The organism is Synechococcus sp. UW86 (assembly GCF_900474085.1).
In the GTDB taxonomy this organism is placed as follows: domain Bacteria; phylum Cyanobacteriota; class Cyanobacteriia; order PCC-6307; family Cyanobiaceae; genus Parasynechococcus.
Genome location: NZ_UCNU01000010.1, coordinates 66,381 through 82,359, shown reverse-complemented (window position 1 = coordinate 82,359; position 15,979 = coordinate 66,381). Strand labels below are relative to the sequence as shown.

The following is a 15,979-nucleotide window of genomic DNA, read 5'->3' as shown; positions in this document are numbered from 1 at the left end:
ATTTGTTCGCTCAGGTTGCCGCTGAGGCTCGGCAGCATCCCCGCCTGCGCCTGAACCACAATTTCCACCGGGAACAGGATTCGGTTCAGCGCTTCCTCAACGTGCTGCAGCCCGGCACCTATGTGCGGCCCCACCGCCACCGGCGCAACGGTTCCGGCACAGGCTTCGAATGTTTTCTGGTGCTGCAGGGCGCCATCGGACTGCTGCTGTTCAACAGTGAGGGCGAGATCCAGCAGCAGCTCCATCTCAGCGCCAAGGGGCCCACCCACGGCATCGAGATTGCAGAAGATCAGTTCCACACCCTGGTGGCCCTGGAGGCCGACAGCGTGATTTTCGAGCTGAAACAGGGGCCCTACCAGCCCGCTCAAGACAAGGACTTTCTCAACGGCTTCCCCCAGGAGGGCACAACGGAGGCCGCCAGGCAAGAGTCGCAGTGGCGCGACCTTCTTTCAGGATCAGGCCTGACGTGAAGCTTCACGGGAGCGCTGCTTCTCATCCAGCAGTTCGCCTTCCAGTTGCTCGATCAAACGACTCACCAACGCCTGAAATTCCGGCTGACAACCACGAAACGCCGCTTTGTGACGGATCGGCTCGTTGCGCATGCGCAGATCCGTGAGCATCAGCTGCAGCGAATCGATCCGGGCGTTGGAAGTCATGAACTGCGTCGGCGTTCCAGAACGAGGTTATGACGCAGCTGCTTCAAAGCTCCAGCTCCCGCAGCAGACTGTTTTGCGTCTCCCGGCCGAGGACGGCATGGGCCGCCATGGCACCACTCGCAGCGACGGGGGGGATGCCGATCCCGGGGAAGGTGCTGGCACCACAAAGCCAGAAATTGGCCAGGGGCGTCGTCACGCCAGGGAAGAGACCTTCCGCTGCTGACAGGGCAGGGCCATAACTGCCCTGATGAACATTGAGGAAATGGCTGTGGGTCAGCGGCGTTCCCTCCATGATCAGCTCACAGCGGTCGCGGATGTCGGGAATACGGCGTTCCAGCACCCGCCAGAACACAGCACATCGCTCCTGTTTTCTCTGCTGATACGCCGCGCTGTCGCGCTCCAGATCAGCCCAGAGCTCCCAGGGTTCGCTGGCCGGGGTGTAGGCATGCAGCACATGGCGACCGGCCGGCGCCATCGAGGCATCCAACACCGACGGAATCGACAACACCACAGCATTGCGCTCGGCGTCGATCCCACGCTCCCAGTCATCGACCCAGACGGTGTGGATCGGCAGATCCTCCAGCCCCGTGGCATCAAAGCCCAGATGCAGATGCAGGAAGCCGTTGCAGGCCGGTGTGGCCTGACGCTGACGCTGCCACTTCGGCGCCACGGACTCCGGCAGCAGACCAAGGGTGGACCAGATGTCGGCATTGCAGATCACCTGCCGCGCCGCAATCTGCGTTCCATTGGCCAATGTCACACCCACCACACGATCCCCCTCCACCCGCAGCTGCTTCACCGCCGTGCCCGTGTGCAGGCTGCCGCCGTGAGCTTTCAAGCCACGCACCAGGGCCTCAACCACCGCAGCGCTGCCGCCAACGGGGTAGTCGAGATGGGCATCCGGCTCAAACCACTCGTCGAACAGCGTGGCCATCGCTGCGGCATTGGTGTCTCCCATCGGCATGCCGCTGATCAGGAAGGAGAGCAGATCCACCCAATGGAGCAGAAAAGGATCGCTGAGGTGACGATCCACCAGGGGCCCAAAAGAACCGGAGAGGTGACGCATCGCTGCAAGATGCGGCAACAGACGTCCTCCGCGCTTCAACAGTTGCGCCATGCCATCCACCCCAGGCCGCAGGGCCAGCAAGGGCAAAGCATCGGCAGCGGCAGCAATCGGCTGGAGCGCCTCAACAAAACGCCGCCATTCGGCGGCCACCTCGGGGCCGCGCAGACTGCGCACCACAGCCTCAAAATCGTCGTGCCCAACGGCGATGCGCAGATCCCCTTCCGGCAACAGCACATCCCAGCTGCGATAGGGAATCACCTCCACGGTCTGCCCCAGCGCGCGCAGCACCTGGGTCAGGGGATTGCTGCTGGGCCAACGCCCCAGGCCACTCCAGAGGGATGGACCGGATTCGAAGTGATACCCCTGGCGTTGAAAGCCATGGGCGGCTCCACCGGGCTGGTGATGGGCTTCCAGCACCATCACCTCACGGCCGGCGCGGGCACACAAACCTGCGGCACAGAGTCCGCCGATGCCGCTGCCGATCACCAGAACGTCAACGTCGCTTCTGATCATCCGCTCAACATCCGCGTCATCATTGTGGTCATTGGCGCAAGACGATGCGCACTCGACTGCTGCTTCCCCTGCTGATCCTGGCCTTGGTATGGGGGCAGGAGCTGATCGACCAACTGCTTTTTGCGGGGCAGTGGAACCTGCCGATGGGGCCGGATCAACCGTGGTGGGGGGTGATCACAGCGCCATTCAGCCATGCCGGCTTCGGGCATCTGATCTCCAACAGCCTGGCGTTTCTGCCCCTGAGCTGGCTGGTGCTCAGCCGGGGGATGCGCGATTACCTGAGCGTCTGGCTGTCGGTGCTAGTGATCAACATTCCCGTGGCCCTGTTCTGGCCCGCCCGCAGTCATGGACTCTCGGGCGTGGTGTACGGCCTGCTGGGCTACCTGCTGCTGATCGGCTGGCTGGAACGCCGGATCCTCTCCATCGCCCTGGGCCTGGTGGCGTTCTGGCTCTACGGCTCAGCCCTGATCGCCTTGATCCCCGGTGTCTCACCCGCGGGCGTCAGCTGGATCGGCCACAGCGCAGGGTTCATTGGCGGCTTGGTGGCGGCTCTTGCGGTGTATCGCGAGCCCACCAGTCATTGAAGAAAGCCAGTTGAAGGCATCCAATTGAGCTCAGCCCTGGGCCAGAACCTCATCGAGGAACGCCAGGGGGCGTTCCATGGTGGCGGAGTAGCCGAGCAGGCTTTGATCGCGGTGGCAATAGATCACGCTGTCATCGGCGTCGAGCAGCACGGTGGCGCCGCGCTGGGTGATGTAGTCGTCACAGGGCACGTAGGTGCGCCAGTTGCGGAGCACTTCATTCATGTTGCGCAAACGCTTGGTGGCGAGCTCAAACGGTCGCTGGAACCCGGCACCACCGGCCCGGCGGAACAGAGCCCCCCGAAAGCGCGGCAAAGGAAAGGCTTCAACCCACTCCTCGTCATCGAAGATCTGGGCCGCCGAGCGATCTCCGGTGTAACCGCGCAGAACCTCGCGCAGGGTGCCCGGCGAGCCCACGCCGGCGCACATCAGCAGAAAACCAGGCCAGGGCCCACCGGGGAGCTTCAAGCCGGCCTCCAACCCCAGGGCCTGATGCAACTGGGGTGATGGATCGGCGATCAGCTGCTGCAGGGGAAAACCGGTGAAGGCCGCAAAGCGCTCAGCACTGGCGGCGTTGCCGATGCCGAACAGCTGAACCTTGACCCCAAGCGCCGCCAACTGGGGAAGCCTCGGCAGCAGCACCTGGGCGTATTCGATCGAGTCGAAATCCCCCAGCTGGCCCTGCACAACAACAAGGCGCTTACAGCCGCTCTCCATGCCGGCAACTCCGGCAAGCCGTTGCAGCAGTGGGTCGAGTGGGATCATCCCGACAGGTTGACATTTCGCCTCCGAAAACGTGGATGGCGCTTGCGCACCGCCTGAGAGACTCAAATCAAAGGCAAGAAGCAGGTGGGCAAAAAATCTGGCTTCACAAGTGCTGAGATCGAGGAGATCAAGCGTCTGTATCTGCAGGAAGGGCGATCGATCCTGCAGATCCCCAAGATCCTGGGCAAAGGCAGTGAAAACTCCGTGCGCAACGCCCTGCACAAGGCCCGGGTGAAGCATGCGCCGGAGGAACGCACCAAGCTGGAGCGATTCAAGCCAGATCAAGTTTTTGGCAACGTCACCCTTTTAAAGCGACTCAAAAAAGCGAAAAAGCTGAAATTCCATGCCCGCTGCTCCTGTGGCTACGAATTTGATGTGGACCCATTCCGGCTGACGCTGCCGGAACACCACAAAGACAAAATTGCTGCATGCCAGCGCTGCAGCAAAGCGCAAACAGAGGAGCGCTCCAAACCTGAAGCCTGAGAGGATCAATCAAGACACGTTCAACAGAGCACACAAAACCAACAAATATTTCAACTGCTTCACAACAACAAACAGAAAAACCCCACAACTCGAATCACCCCCTTTCTCCTGTCATTACAGGGGTTAAGAGCTGAACTTGTATCGGGCTGACGCAACCTTAACAATGGCTAAAGAGCAAGGTATCAAGCAGAACCTTGCGGCATTCGGGCGACGACGTAGAACTCAAAAAGTTTTTATCCATCCCTATTCACGCCATGGAACTCACTTTCTTGGGCAACAAATATGCAAAGACAGAAGCAGTATCGACGCGGCCAACAATCCAACTGAAATACATGGGCAAAAGCTATCGGACTGAGCAAATCAAATCCGTGCGCAATTGCGTTGCTCTGACCTACCGCGGCGTCTCCTACTCCAAAGTCTGAAGAGGCCTTGAGGCAGGGCACTGAAAACGCAGCCGACGTGACGGCATAACGCTGCAGGATCGGCAAAATTGGCGCGATGAGAGTTCTGATCACAGTCCTGATCGCGTCCAGTGCTTTGGCCTGGCCGGCAAACAGTGCGGAACCGATCCCCCTCGTGGTGGTTCCCTTCGATGCCGCATGGGGGTCGCGACGTCTTCCCGTTCAGCCCGCAGCGTTGTTGCCGCCACCTCCAATCCCTGGTCCGACTCCAGCCAGCAAACCCGACGCTGAACCAAGGCCGCAACGCAAACGCTGGTGCCGGGGCGGCTGCTGAACGGGACCAGCTGCTGAACACTGTCGCTGTCACATGGAAGCGTTCTGTGTAAACCGAAAGGAGAAGCACTCCCTTCGAGCCCTAACGATGCGAAACGCGGCGCTGTTGATGGCCAGCCTCCTTCTGGGATCCATGGCTCTTGCCGGTGGCAAGCGGGCCACAGCTCAAGGGCCGTCCGAGCAGTTCGCCACCGCTGAGGCGATGCGGGTGATCCCGAAAGGGGCAACGATCACCAACACCACCTGCAAGAGCATTGATGTAGGAGCCAGCAGCCGCTATCAGTGCACCATCACCTACAGCCCCTGAGCTGATCGATGAAAGGCTGGCTTGCTGCGTGTTGGAGCCTGATCCTGCTGGGGATCCCGGCTGCGGGGCGCGCCGAATTTGATCAGTGTCGCTTGATCGATCAGGTGCTGAATCGCCTGGGCAACGCCATGGCCATCAACCGTTTGATCATTGCGGAAGGCAAGGACAGCACGGCCGTCGCTGCGGCGAGTGAAGCGCTGGCCGAACAGAACGAGAGCTACCGGCGCACCAAGCGCCAACGCGCCAACGCGCCAAAGCCGGCTGCGATGGCTGGCAACGGGACTGACTGCCTGGGTGCATGACTCACCGGCTCACGCCAGGCAAGCTGGTGAAGCGCTGATCGAGAGGCCTTGGCCGTCACCGTCTGCCAGAACTGCGGAAGCCGCCGGTTTCGTGCCGACCGATCCATGGCCGGGCGGCTGGTCTGTCAGAACTGCGGCCTTGCGGCCGGTAGCCGAGCTGCACGGTCCACACCGCACAGCAGGCGGCGCAGCAACGCAAAACGCTGGCTGGTGATCCTGCTGATCGCGGTGATCGTGCTGGTGGTGGTCACGTCGTAAGCAACTGCACCACCTCAGCGGTGTTCGCCGACAAAGGCTTGGCGGCCAGCTGGTCGATGGCCTGACGCATGACCGTTTGGCGCTCGGGGCCGTAACTGCCGCAGCGACTGAACACCTTGGCCATCCGTGATGCGGTGATCGGATTGCGGGAGTCGACCGCTGCGATCTGCTCCGCCATGAACCGGTAACCACTGCCATCGATGGCATGAAACGCCTGAACATTGGCGGTGAATCCACCGAGAACAGCGCGAAGGGAATTGGGCGCCAGGGGATCAAAGCGCGGGTGCTCCAGCAGCTGTTGAACCCGCTCCAACGCGTTGGACCTGGGGGCCGATGCCTCCATCGCGAACCAGGCATCCAGGATCACGGGCTTGTCTTGCCAACGCTCGTAGAACAGCGCCATCGCCTGCTCACGCTCCGCGCTTTCCTGCGGCAGCAAGGCCCGCAGGGCTCCCCGCGCCAGGGTCATCGAGGGGCCGGAAACAGCAGCCAAGGCCTCCGCTTGAACCGTGGCATCACCAGCCGCGGCAAGCCAGCGCCAGGCCAAGGCGGTCAGGGCCCTGCCGCCCTGTCCCGCCGGCCAAGCCAGGGTCCAGTCAGCCCGGGCCAACTCCAGCAGGCGACGCAGGGACGTCTGCAATTGAACGCCCATCTCCTGGGTCCATGCCCGGAAGGCTTGATCCAGCGCCAGCGGATCCACCGGGGATTGCAACGCCTCCAGTTCCGCCATGCCGGGCAGCGCCAGCAGCGCCGCCAGATCCATGCCATCACCACCGTCGTAGGCGCAGATCCGCTGATCGAGGGCCTGCATCAGCGCCGCTTCCACGGCAGGCTTCGGCTGGTTTTCAGCCCGTGCTAACAGCACCTGGCGTGCCAGGCGCTGGGCCGCATCCCAGCGGCAGAACGGGTCATCATCAGAAGCCAACAGCTGCAGGCACTCCTCCAGCGGCTGCTCCAAACGCACGTGCACCGGGGCCGAAAAGCGGCGCAGCACCGAAAGGGCAGGCGGTGTGTCGCCGGGCTGGCCCTGCAGGGTGATGCTGGCGCGCTCAGCCTCCATCACCAGCAGCTGCTCCTCACCAACACGGCCTTGCTCACCCACCAGGGCCATGGCAACCGGCAGCACCAGGGGCTGTTTGTCCGCCTGCCCCGGCGTCGGAGGCGTCGTCTGGTGCAAGTCCACCGTGAGCTGACCCGATTCGGGGTTCCACTGCCGATCAATGCTGAGTTGCGGAGTTCCTGCCTGGTGGTACCAGCGCCTGAAGCGGTTCAGATCAAAGCCCAGCGGCTCGCCCTGGCTGGTGGCACCATCGGCGATCGCCTGGACGAAGTCTTCCGTTGTTGCTGCCGTGCCATCAAAACGTTGCACGTAAACCTCCATTCCCTTCATGAACCGCTCGGGGCCCAGCAGGGTGCGCAGCATGCGGATCAATTCCGCACCTTTTTCATAAATGGTTGTTGTGTAGAAGTTATCGATCGCCTGGTATTCCGCTGGCTTCACCGGGTGGGCCGTTGGACCAGCATCCTCACGGAATTGGGTGTTGCGCAACATCGCCACATCCTCAATGCGCTTCACCGCTTCCGAATGCAGATCCGCGGTGAAGCACTGATCACGGAACACCGTCAGGCCCTCTTTGAGCGACAGCTGGAACCAATCCCGGCAGGTGATTCGATTTCCGCTCCAGTTGTGGAAGTATTCATGGGCAATCACACTTTCGATGCGTTCAAGTTCTGCATCGGTGGCCGTTTCTGCATCAGCCAAAACAAGCTTTGAGTTGAAAATATTCAGACTCTTGTTCTCCATCGCGCCCATGTTGAAGTGACGGACGGCGACGATGTTGTATTCATCAAGATCGTATTCAAGGTTGTAAACCGATTCATCCCATTGCATGGATCGTTTCAACGAAGCCATGGCATGGGCCGTTAAGGGTTCATCCCCCTCCTCCACATGCAAGCGCAGGGTGACCTGCCGGCCCGACGCCGTTGTGTAGCGATCACGAATCTCCCTTAGGTCTCCGGCCACCAGGGCGAACAGATAGGAGGGCTTGGGGAAGGGGTCATCCCACGTGACCGCATGACGATCAACGCCGACGGATTCCTTCTGAACCGCATTGCCATTGCTCAACAACACAGGGCAGCTGCTGCGGCTGGCCTCAATCCGCACCTGCCAACGGCTCAGCACATCCGGACGATCGGGGTGCAGGCTGATGCGCCGGAACCCCTCGGCCTCGCACTGGGTGCTCAGCAGACCACCACTGGCGTACAGGCCTTCGAGCGAACTGTTGGAGTAGGGATCCAGACGGCAACGGGTTTCCAGCACAAACCGCTGGCCCGGCACGTTGGGGATGGTGAGACGTCCGTCGGCAAAGCTGTACTCCTCTGTCGACAAAGGCGCCTGGTCGATCACCAGGGATTCAATCGCCAGATCAACGCCGCACAGCACCAAGGGCTCTCCAGGCCGACGCGGTTCAAGGCTGAGCCTGGAGGTCACGACGACATGGTCGTCCTGGATGTTCACGTCCAGGACGATGGAAGGGAGTTCAAAAGCCCACGGCGTGTAGTCCGCCAGACGAATCGAAGCAGCTGCAGTCATGGCCAAACCACGCGAGGACCGAACGATCCTGACGGACGACGCTCAGAACCGGGACGTTTCAGCCAAGCTGCCGGCCATCAAGCGAGCAACGGCATCAGAGCAGAGGAGCAGACACATAAAAACGCCTGACCTAAGCAGGCCAGACGTTTTCGATCGTTAGAGCCTAGGAAGATCTTATTTTTTCGAAGGCTTCAACGAAGCAGCAGCCTTTTCAAAGCGTGCTTTTTCTGCAGCGGGAACTGATTTAGGGCAAAACTTCAACGCACCACCAACTATCATGAATCCCGCATTGTTGAGAAATTGCTTCTCAGGCAAGGGGTCTTTGGTGCCGGGAAGCAAACCACCGTGCTTGCCATAAATGACATGCAACTGACCAGCAAGAGCCACGGCCAGAGACATGTTGAAATCGATCTTCTGCGCCCTCGCCTCACAGAAGGTGGCAATCGACATCACGCCGTAGGTGTTGACCTCCATGGCTGTGGCAGGCGTGGGCTTGTCCTTTGAGGCCTGAGCCAGAGCCGTTGCCGGTGACAGCAAGGGGACAGCCAACACGAGAGCTGCGGCAGCGAATGTACGACGAATCACCTTGAGTCCCGGCAGCGTCAAATTTTTCGCAACTTACCGCCCATGCCAAAGCTGGCCGAAGCTCAGGCGCGGTTGTTGAACTGGGACATCAGCACAACGGCGCCGTTGAGTCGTCCTGGATCAATCGTTTTCGATCAGTCGTCCTCGATCAGTGGCAGGGGATCGGACATTCGAATCTCATGGTGGTGCTCAACGATCGAGAGATCACCGTTCTCCCAGCTGTAGATGGCGCGGTAGCGGTAGCGGTCCTGATCGACAAGGCGAATGTGCTCAAGGATGTCCCACTGCTGGTAGTGGGATTCCAGGATGGTTTCGTGCTCGTCCACCTGACGAAGCCGTGTACGCACCGGGTCTCCCGTCAAATAACCGCGACTTCTCTGGAGTTGATGGCCCCACAACGTGGCTTCCATCACGCCACTGCGTTCAAACCAGGGCTTGCGGGCAAAGAATTCGTCGGAATGCTGGTCCTCCTGGTCAGACCACCAGCTGAAGCGGTAGCGGCTCTCACCCACCTCGGGGTGTGCGAACGCCTCCATTTTCAGGTTCATGTCCAAGTGGAGAACCTGGTCGTCACTGAAGGTGTATTGACGCCGGGAACGCCACAAGCCCAGATTGCGGCTGAACCAGCGGCGTAGGTTGCTGTCCACCTGAATCGAAGGCTGGGCAGCCACTCCGCCGGGAACGGTCAGAGGAACACGGTTTTGCGCAGAAAAAAGCGACATGGACCGCGTCAATGACGCAACGGAGTGTTCCTGTTCGTCTTAGCGCTGCTGGCGGTGCAGTCAAAAACCCATAAGGTGAGCGTCGGTTTTGCTGTCTTGCAGTCCGCGTGGTCAAGGACGCTCCCAAGACACGTCAAACCCTGAAGCTTTTGCTGGTGGCTGCTCGCCATCACCTGTCGGGTCAGGACCTCCGATCGCTGGTGCAGTTCCTGGAACGGGAAGACCTGGGCTTCGAAGTCACCCTGCAGGTTGCCGATCCCGCCCAGCAACCCGAACTGCTTGAGCTGCATCGCCTCGTGGTGACGCCAGCGCTGATCAAATTGGCGCCAAACCCCAAGCAGGTGTTCGCGGGAAGCAACATCCTTCAGCAACTCAAAGGATGGGTGCCCCGCTGGAAACAGGATGGGGTTGTGAGCGGCCTTGGCCTCAGCCTCAGGCCCACCGAACTTGATGGCAGTCGCACCCAGAAGGAACTCCAGCTGGAGGATCAGCTGCTGGTGCTACGCCAGGAGAACGAAACGCTGATCGATCGCGTCAGCGCCCAGGAACGCCTGTTGCGCATGGTGGCCCACGAACTGCGCACCCCACTCACGGCAGCGGCCTTGGCCCTGCAAAGCCAGAAGCTGGGCCAGATCGACATGGATCGCTTTCAGGATGTGATCACCCGCCGCCTGCAGGAGATGGAGGCGCTGTCGAAGGATTTGTTGGAGGTGGGCACCACCCGATGGGAGACCCTGTTCAACCCTCAACGGCTTGACCTTGCCAGCGTTTCAGCCGAAGTGATCCTCGAGCTCGAAAAATTGTGGTTGGGGCGCAACGTCGAAATCAAAACCGACATTCCCGCTGACCTGCCCAAGGTTTTCGCTGATCAGCGCCGCATGCGCCAAGTGCTGCTGAATCTGCTCGAAAACGCCCTGAAGTACACCAACGACGGCGGGCACATCTCGCTCACGATGCTGCACCGCACCAGCCAGCGTGTGGAGGTGAGCGTTTGTGACAGCGGCCCGGGCATTCCGGAAACAGAACAGCAGCGAATTTTTCTGGATCGGGTACGGCTGCCGCAAACCTCCGACCAAACCACCGGTTATGGCGTGGGGCTGGCGGTCTGCCGCCGCATCGTTGAAGTGCACGGCGGCAAGATCTGGGTGGTGTCGGACCCTGGCGAAGGCGCCTGCTTCACCTTCACGGTGCCGATCTGGCAAGGACAAGGTGTCGAATGGGGTCAAGCTGTCTTGACGGAGGGTCCGACCAAGCCCTAGTGTTCACAAGTGATCAGGAGCACAGACCGCTCGCTGATTACGGCCTCGCCCCCATCGTCTAGAGGCCTAGGACACCTCCCTTTCACGGAGGCGACAGGGGTTCGAATCCCCTTGGGGGTATGACCTCATCACCTGACCCGTTTTGGTGATGAATTGACTACCAATTCAGGTGTTTTGGTGCTCCAAGCCCCAAATCACCCAATTATTTATTTCGGATTGAATCTGCTGCGCCCTCGCTGCCCGTTCAGCTGTTTCTGCGGTGGGCTTCCTGCACAACGGCGTTGAGGTTGCTGGAGAGATCGTCCCGCAGCCGCTCCTCGATCAAACCGATCGGCATGCCAAGGCAGCCTTGAACCGTCAGCTCATAGAGCAGTGAGCTGCCATCGGGACGCTGACGGATCTGCCAGGACCCTTCAAAACGTCGGAAATCCCCTTTCACCATGAGGAACTGCAGCAATCCGTCCTGGCGGTATTCCGTCAGCTCCAGCTGAACCTGAGCCGAGAAGCGAAGACCAAGCAGCTGCTGACTGCCCACCTGTTGGAGGCGCACCGTCTGACCCTGGCGCTGAATCAGCTCACTGGTGCTGAGGTTGGGAATGAAACGAGACAGGTTCTCGTAGTCCGTCAGCACATCCCAGAGCAGCTGAACAGGCAGTGGAGATTTGAGTTCAGCGGCCAGACGCCGGGTCCCTTGGGGCAGCCGCTCCATGGTCTGCTCGATCGCAGTCCCCGAATCTGTGGAGGTTTCAAGTCCTCGTCCAAACATTGTCTGGGGGAAAACCAAAAGAGACGCCGAGATGAGGAGCCGAACCCGAGGATCTTAATGAGGTCGCCTGGATCACATCAGATTCTGTTCCGAACAGCAACCTTTTTGTGTGAAATCAAAGGCCACGCCTATAGTCGCGCCACCAAAGGCAGGTGATTTCTATGCGGGTGTCCAATGCAGCGACAGAGCACTGCAATGAAGCTCTGTTCACTGTTGTGGCTCGTGGTCCCCAGGTCGGCGCCAAACCGTCCGTGGTTCAGACCTACACCGTTGCAATGAACCAGTTTTCCGCACTTTTCAAACGATTGGGGGCCACGGGCGCCAAGATCGTTTCTGTGAATGGTGCGGGCGAAGAGCGTTCCGCCGCTCCCGCTGTCGCCACCCCGGCACCTGCCAAACAACCCGCCAAAAAAACCGCCAAGAAAGCCGTGACGTCAAGCGCCCCGAAGAAGAAGCCCCACGCCGACGTTCCGGTCAACACCTACAAGCCCAAAACACCGTTCATGGGCACGGTGACGGAGAACTACTCCCTGCTGAAGGACGGTGCGATCGGCCGTGTGCAACACATCACCTTTGATCTGGCAGGCGGCGACCCGCAGCTGAAGTACATCGAAGGCCAGAGCATCGGCATCATTCCCGAAGGGGAAGACGCCAACGGCAAACCCCACAAGCTGCGCCTGTACTCCATCGCCAGCACCCGCCATGGCGACAACCTGGAGGGCAACACCGTCTCCCTCTGCGTTCGCCAGCTCGAGTACAAGAACGACGCCGGTGAGCAGATCTATGGCGTCTGCTCCACCTACCTCTGCGACATCGAACCCGGCACCAAGGTGAAGATCACCGGTCCGGTCGGCAAGGAGATGCTCCTGCCTGACGACGAGGACGCCAACATCATCATGCTGGCGACGGGCACCGGCATCGCTCCAATGCGCACCTACCTGCGTCGCATGTTCGAGCCCCGGGAACAGGAGGCCAACGGCTGGAAATTCCGCGGCAAAGCCTGGCTGTTCATGGGCGCACCCAAAACCGCCAACCTGCTCTACGACGAAGACTTCCTTCACTACGAGAAGGAGTACCCCGACAACTTCCGCTACACCAAGGCGATCAGCCGGGAACAGCAGAACGCCAAGGGCGGCCGGATGTACATCCAAGACCGCGTTCTGGAGCACGCTGAAGAGATCTTCGCGATGATCGAAGACCCCAAGACCCACGTGTACATGTGCGGTCTGCGCGGCATGGAGCCGGGCATCGACGAAGCCATGACCGCCGCCGCGGCCGCCAAGGGGCTCGACTGGGCCGAACTGCGCCCCCAGCTCAAGAAGGCTGACCGCTGGCACGTGGAAACCTATTGATCGATCAAGCGCTGATCCATCAGCCAAAGATCGTTTTCAGTCCACCCCTCGGGGTGGACTTTTTTTTGGGTTGGCAACAAAGGCTGACACCAACACGGAAACAAAGCGGCGAGTCCATGTCTGTTGCCAGTTCCGTGCCTAAACCATCGTCAGAAGCCTGGACACTCCATGGTTGCCACGATGACGAACCCCCTCAGGGTTGGACTGCGTCAGGAGCGCGTGATCGCGCCGCAGTGTCTGGTGATCTTCGGCGCCAGTGGTGATCTGACCCACCGCAAGCTGGTGCCAGCCCTGTTTGAACTGTTCAAGCAACGGCGTCTGCCCAGTGAGTTCGCCCTGCTGGGCTGTGCGCGACGGCCGTGGAGTGATGAGGAGTTCCGCGGAAAGATGGCGGAAGCACTGGCCAGCACGATCGAGGACGATCCCCAGGCCTGGGAGCAGTTCGTGGGCAAGTTGTTCTACGAGCCGGTCGACCTACAGAACACCGATCACATGCTGAGCCTGCACACCAGGCTCGAGCAGATCGATCAACAGTGCGCCACCCGCGGCAACCGCACCTTCTATCTCTCCGTCTCCCCCAAGTTCTATGGCAGTGGCTGCCGTTCACTGGCCGACGCTGGCCTGCTGAAGGACCCCAAACGCAGCCGGGTGGTGATCGAAAAGCCCTTCGGACGCGACTACGGCAGTGCCCAGGCCCTCAATCGCGTGGTGCAGGCCTGCGGTCAGGAGAACCAGATCTTTCGCATCGACCATTACCTGGGCAAGGAAACCGTCCAGAACATCATGGTTCTGCGCTTTGCCAACACGATCTTCGAGCCGATCTGGAACCGCAATTACATCTCCAGTGTTCAAATCACCGCCGCTGAAACGGTTGGCGTGGAGGAAAGGGCCGGGTACTACGAATCGGCCGGTGCCCTGCGGGACATGGTGCAGAACCACCTGACCCAGATGCTGGCGATCACCGCCATGGAACCTCCCGGGCGCTTTGACCCGGAGGCCATCCGCAACGAAAAGGCCAAGGTGCTCCAGGCTGCCCGCCTGGCCGATGAGCTCGAACCCTGGAACTGCTGCATCCGTGGCCAGTACGGACCCGGTGGTTCCGCGGAATCGCCCCTGGCCGGATACCGCCATGAACCCGGCGTGGATCCCAACAGCACCACCGAGACCTACGTGGCGATGAAGCTGTTCATCGACAACTGGCGCTGGCAGGGGGTTCCGTTCTATGTGCGCACCGGCAAACGGCTGGCCAAGCGCACCAGTGAGGTGGTGCTCACCTTCCGTGAAGCACCGGTGCATCTGTTTGATGCAGCCACCGGAGGCCCCACGGCCAATCAGCTGATCCTGCGCATCCAACCGGATGAGGGGGCCGAATTCCGCTTCGAGGTGAAGTCACCCGGATCTGGCATGCGCAGCCGCCCGATCGACATGGAGTTCTCCTACGACGAATCCTTCGGGGAACCCTCCGATGAGGGCTATGTGCGGCTCCTGGCTGACGCCATGCTCAGCGACCCCACCCTGTTCACCCGCAGCGATGAGGTGGAAGCGGCATGGCGGCTCTACACCCCGCTGCTGGAACTGATTGAAGACAGCCCCTGGCAGCTGCCGGTTCATCCCTACGAATCCCGCACCTGGGGACCGGCCGCCGCGGATGCCCTGCTGGCGAAGGACGGACTGCTCTGGCGACGCCCCTGACCGCGCACGTTCACAGCCCTGTTGTTCAGCTCTCCACGTCTCGTTCATCCGTCACCATGTCCCCTCAGCTCACCCTGCAAACCCCGCTCGAACTGGCACCGGCGGAGGTACCCCACTACCTCGAACAGCTCTGGTCCCCCGAGCAGCAGGGCAGCACGGGCACGGGGGCCAACACCTTCTGCCTGCTGATCTGGCAACCCGCCTGGGCCGAACAGCAATTGATCCGCAGTGGTCGTTTATCAGGCCCCATCACGGGACAGCAGTCCGCCCCCTTGATTGCTGCGGGACGTCAGGCGGTGCTGGATGCAGACCTCCCGCTGAGCACGCCGCCCCTGGATGGGGCTGTGGTGAAGGCGGTGGCTGATTTGGAAGGGCAAGCCAACGCCGAAGACCTGCGTGGGCAGTACATCGACCCAGCCCTGAGTGCACTGATGCCCCGGCGCCTGATCACCCTGGCGCCCACCATCGATGCGGCCCAGCCCCTGGAAACACTCGTGGCCGCCTACTGCCCGCTGCCTGAAGAAGGCGGTGGTACCGCCGCCTGCGGCGATGTGGTGGTGCTGCGGGGCGGCCATGGCGCCCTGCATGAGGGCTTTTCGATTCTCGACCCCCTGCTGCCGGAATCGATGCCGGCCTGGGTCTGGTGGAACGGCTGCATCGACGAAGCACCGGAGCTGATGCAACGGCTCACCAGCGCACCACGGCGCCTGATCATCGACACCGCGCTGGGGGATCCACATCAGTGCCTTGAGCTTCTACGTCACCGCGTGGAGAGCGGCCAGGCGGTGAACGATCTCAACTGGCTGCGCCTGCGCAGCTGGCGCGAGACCCTGGCCATGGTGTTCGACCCGCCGCAACGGCGTGATGCCCTGAGCCACATCACCCGTCTCGACATCGATGTTGAGGGCCATCACCCTGCCCAGGGGCTGCTGCTGGCCGCCTGGATCGCCGATCGACTGGGCTGGACGCTGCTCTCGACCGCTGCGGTCGAAAACGGAACCACCGCCCAGTTCAAGCGCTCCGATGGCACCGAGGTGCGCTTCCAACTGATGGCCGTGCCAGTCGCTCAGCCCAACGTGCACGCCGGCCAGATGGTGGGGCTGCGGCTGATCGCTGAACCGGAGAACGGCCAGGGCGTGTGCGTGATTCTCTGCGCTGAATCCGGGGGCTGCATGCGTTTGGAGGGAGGAGGCATGGCCAACCTCGAGCTGCATGAGGAAGTGGTTCCCGTGCAGCACGACACCCCTGAAATGGATGTGGCCCGTCTGCTGGGCGGCGGTCACGACAGCACCAATCCCCTGCTGGCCGCTGCGGCTCCGCTGGCTGCCAGGCTGCTGGGCTGATC

The 15,979-nt window shown here is 61.2% G+C and carries 19 protein-coding genes and 1 tRNA gene; 13 read left to right on the top strand and 7 right to left on the bottom strand.

All coding sequences use genetic code 11. From position 1 onward, the window contains the following. The first annotated feature begins 2 nt into the window (after positions 1-2). On the top strand, positions 3-470 hold the full coding sequence (locus DXY04_RS05675) for a WbuC family cupin fold metalloprotein (RefSeq protein WP_371634522.1): 468 nt from the start codon (positions 3-5) through the stop codon (positions 468-470). Here the strand turns inward: DXY04_RS05675 and DXY04_RS05670 are convergent. After that, a complete protein-coding gene (locus DXY04_RS05670; protein ID WP_114988545.1) occupies positions 456-656 on the bottom strand; it encodes a hypothetical protein in 201 nt (66 codons plus the stop codon). The genes DXY04_RS05675 and DXY04_RS05670 overlap by 15 nt on opposite strands. Positions 657-699: 43 nt before the next feature. Beyond that, the gene (locus tag DXY04_RS05665; protein WP_115161352.1) at positions 700-2,235 is read right to left on the bottom strand and encodes an NAD(P)/FAD-dependent oxidoreductase; all 1,536 of its coding nucleotides are present in this window, start codon (positions 2,233-2,235) and stop codon (positions 700-702) included. 44 nt (positions 2,236-2,279) lie between these two features. Between DXY04_RS05665 and DXY04_RS05660 the strand changes: the two genes are divergently transcribed. After that, complete coding sequence (locus tag DXY04_RS05660) at positions 2,280-2,819, top strand: rhomboid family intramembrane serine protease (protein ID WP_115161351.1); 540 nt, start codon at positions 2,280-2,282, stop codon at positions 2,817-2,819. Positions 2,820-2,849: 30 nt separating this feature from the next. On the opposite strand, the gene DXY04_RS05655 is transcribed toward DXY04_RS05660, so the two are convergent. Continuing rightward, positions 2,850-3,581, bottom strand: coding sequence for a peroxiredoxin-like family protein (locus tag DXY04_RS05655; RefSeq protein ID WP_115161350.1), 732 nt, complete (start codon positions 3,579-3,581; stop codon positions 2,850-2,852). A gap of 204 nt (positions 3,582-3,785) precedes the next feature. On the opposite strand from DXY04_RS05655, the gene DXY04_RS05650 reads away from it, so the two are divergent. The 6 genes from DXY04_RS05650 (at position 3,786) to DXY04_RS05630 (ending at position 5,665) form a co-directional block, all read left to right on the top strand. Continuing rightward, complete coding sequence (locus DXY04_RS05650; protein ID WP_244278594.1) at positions 3,786-4,064, top strand: hypothetical protein; 279 nt, start codon at positions 3,786-3,788, stop codon at positions 4,062-4,064. A gap of 254 nt (positions 4,065-4,318) precedes the next feature. Next, positions 4,319-4,486 (top strand): DUF4278 domain-containing protein, encoded by a 168-nt coding sequence (locus DXY04_RS12630; protein WP_371634527.1) that lies wholly within the window; start codon positions 4,319-4,321, stop codon positions 4,484-4,486. Positions 4,487-4,562: 76 nt separating this feature from the next. Further along, complete coding sequence (locus tag DXY04_RS11795) at positions 4,563-4,799, top strand: hypothetical protein (protein ID WP_136975372.1); 237 nt, start codon at positions 4,563-4,565, stop codon at positions 4,797-4,799. 108 nt (positions 4,800-4,907) lie between these two features. Next, entirely contained in the window at positions 4,908-5,105 is a 198-nt protein-coding gene (locus DXY04_RS05640; protein WP_244273020.1) for a hypothetical protein, read from the top strand. 8 nt (positions 5,106-5,113) lie between these two features. Continuing rightward, positions 5,114-5,407, top strand: a complete 294-nt coding sequence (locus DXY04_RS05635; RefSeq protein ID WP_244278593.1) for a hypothetical protein — start codon at positions 5,114-5,116, stop codon at positions 5,405-5,407. Between the two features lie 48 nt (positions 5,408-5,455). Continuing rightward, complete coding sequence (locus DXY04_RS05630; RefSeq protein WP_115081849.1) at positions 5,456-5,665, top strand: transcriptional regulator; 210 nt, start codon at positions 5,456-5,458, stop codon at positions 5,663-5,665. On the opposite strand, the gene pepN is transcribed toward DXY04_RS05630, so the two are convergent. From pepN to DXY04_RS05615, 3 genes are all read right to left on the bottom strand, one after another. Then, entirely contained in the window at positions 5,655-8,258 is a 2,604-nt protein-coding gene (gene pepN, locus DXY04_RS05625) for an aminopeptidase N (protein WP_115161471.1), read from the bottom strand. The genes DXY04_RS05630 and pepN overlap by 11 nt on opposite strands. 174 nt (positions 8,259-8,432) lie before the next feature. Continuing rightward, positions 8,433-8,732, bottom strand: coding sequence for a cAMP phosphodiesterase (locus DXY04_RS05620; protein ID WP_244278592.1), 300 nt, complete (start codon positions 8,730-8,732; stop codon positions 8,433-8,435). A 245-nt stretch (positions 8,733-8,977) separates the two neighbouring features. Next, the gene (locus DXY04_RS05615; RefSeq protein WP_114988554.1) at positions 8,978-9,565 is read right to left on the bottom strand and encodes a hypothetical protein; all 588 of its coding nucleotides are present in this window, start codon (positions 9,563-9,565) and stop codon (positions 8,978-8,980) included. Positions 9,566-9,672: 107 nt separating this feature from the next. Between DXY04_RS05615 and DXY04_RS05610 the strand changes: the two genes are divergently transcribed. Both DXY04_RS05610 and DXY04_RS05605 read left to right on the top strand, forming a co-directional pair. Further along, positions 9,673-10,824, top strand: coding sequence for a histidine kinase (locus DXY04_RS05610; RefSeq protein ID WP_115009224.1), 1,152 nt, complete (start codon positions 9,673-9,675; stop codon positions 10,822-10,824). A 47-nt stretch (positions 10,825-10,871) separates the two neighbouring features. Continuing rightward, positions 10,872-10,944, top strand: a tRNA-Glu gene (locus DXY04_RS05605). Between the two features lie 124 nt (positions 10,945-11,068). On the opposite strand, the gene DXY04_RS05600 is transcribed toward DXY04_RS05605, so the two are convergent. Further along, a complete protein-coding gene (locus tag DXY04_RS05600; RefSeq protein WP_115161345.1) occupies positions 11,069-11,590 on the bottom strand; it encodes an SRPBCC family protein in 522 nt (173 codons plus the stop codon). Between the two features lie 161 nt (positions 11,591-11,751). On the opposite strand from DXY04_RS05600, the gene DXY04_RS05595 reads away from it, so the two are divergent. From DXY04_RS05595 to DXY04_RS05585, 3 genes are all read left to right on the top strand, one after another. Beyond that, entirely contained in the window at positions 11,752-12,942 is a 1,191-nt protein-coding gene (locus DXY04_RS05595; RefSeq protein ID WP_115008661.1) for an FAD-binding oxidoreductase, read from the top strand. Between the two features lie 168 nt (positions 12,943-13,110). Beyond that, a complete protein-coding gene (zwf, locus tag DXY04_RS05590; RefSeq protein ID WP_115161344.1) occupies positions 13,111-14,634 on the top strand; it encodes a glucose-6-phosphate dehydrogenase in 1,524 nt (507 codons plus the stop codon). Positions 14,635-14,690: 56 nt separating this feature from the next. Beyond that, the gene (locus tag DXY04_RS05585; RefSeq protein WP_115161343.1) at positions 14,691-15,977 is read left to right on the top strand and encodes a glucose-6-phosphate dehydrogenase assembly protein OpcA; all 1,287 of its coding nucleotides are present in this window, start codon (positions 14,691-14,693) and stop codon (positions 15,975-15,977) included. The last annotated feature ends 2 nt before the right edge of the window (positions 15,978-15,979 follow it).

What these genes read in the sequence shown, in the direction of transcription:
- DXY04_RS05670 (WP_114988545.1), bottom strand. Translation starts at nt 656, where the DNA reads ATGACTTCCAACGCCCGGATCGATTCGCTGCAGCTGATGCTCACGGAT.
- DXY04_RS05665 (WP_115161352.1), bottom strand. Translation starts at nt 2,235, where the DNA reads ATGATCAGAAGCGACGTTGACGTTCTGGTGATCGGCAGCGGCATCGGC.
- DXY04_RS05660 (WP_115161351.1), top strand. Translation starts at nt 2,280, where the DNA reads ATGCGCACTCGACTGCTGCTTCCCCTGCTGATCCTGGCCTTGGTATGG.
- DXY04_RS05655 (WP_115161350.1), bottom strand. Translation starts at nt 3,581, where the DNA reads ATGATCCCACTCGACCCACTGCTGCAACGGCTTGCCGGAGTTGCCGGC.
- DXY04_RS12630 (WP_371634527.1), top strand. Translation starts at nt 4,319, where the DNA reads ATGGAACTCACTTTCTTGGGCAACAAATATGCAAAGACAGAAGCAGTA.
- DXY04_RS11795 (WP_136975372.1), top strand. Translation starts at nt 4,563, where the DNA reads ATGAGAGTTCTGATCACAGTCCTGATCGCGTCCAGTGCTTTGGCCTGG.
- DXY04_RS05640 (WP_244273020.1), top strand. Translation starts at nt 4,908, where the DNA reads ATGGCCAGCCTCCTTCTGGGATCCATGGCTCTTGCCGGTGGCAAGCGG.
- DXY04_RS05635 (WP_244278593.1), top strand. Translation starts at nt 5,114, where the DNA reads ATGAAAGGCTGGCTTGCTGCGTGTTGGAGCCTGATCCTGCTGGGGATC.
- pepN (WP_115161471.1), bottom strand. Translation starts at nt 8,258, where the DNA reads ATGACTGCAGCTGCTTCGATTCGTCTGGCGGACTACACGCCGTGGGCT.
- DXY04_RS05620 (WP_244278592.1), bottom strand. Translation starts at nt 8,732, where the DNA reads ATGGAGGTCAACACCTACGGCGTGATGTCGATTGCCACCTTCTGTGAG.
- DXY04_RS05615 (WP_114988554.1), bottom strand. Translation starts at nt 9,565, where the DNA reads ATGTCGCTTTTTTCTGCGCAAAACCGTGTTCCTCTGACCGTTCCCGGC.
- DXY04_RS05600 (WP_115161345.1), bottom strand. Translation starts at nt 11,590, where the DNA reads ATGTTTGGACGAGGACTTGAAACCTCCACAGATTCGGGGACTGCGATC.
- DXY04_RS05595 (WP_115008661.1), top strand. Translation starts at nt 11,752, where the DNA reads ATGCGGGTGTCCAATGCAGCGACAGAGCACTGCAATGAAGCTCTGTTC.
- zwf (WP_115161344.1), top strand. Translation starts at nt 13,111, where the DNA reads ATGGTTGCCACGATGACGAACCCCCTCAGGGTTGGACTGCGTCAGGAG.
- DXY04_RS05585 (WP_115161343.1), top strand. Translation starts at nt 14,691, where the DNA reads ATGTCCCCTCAGCTCACCCTGCAAACCCCGCTCGAACTGGCACCGGCG.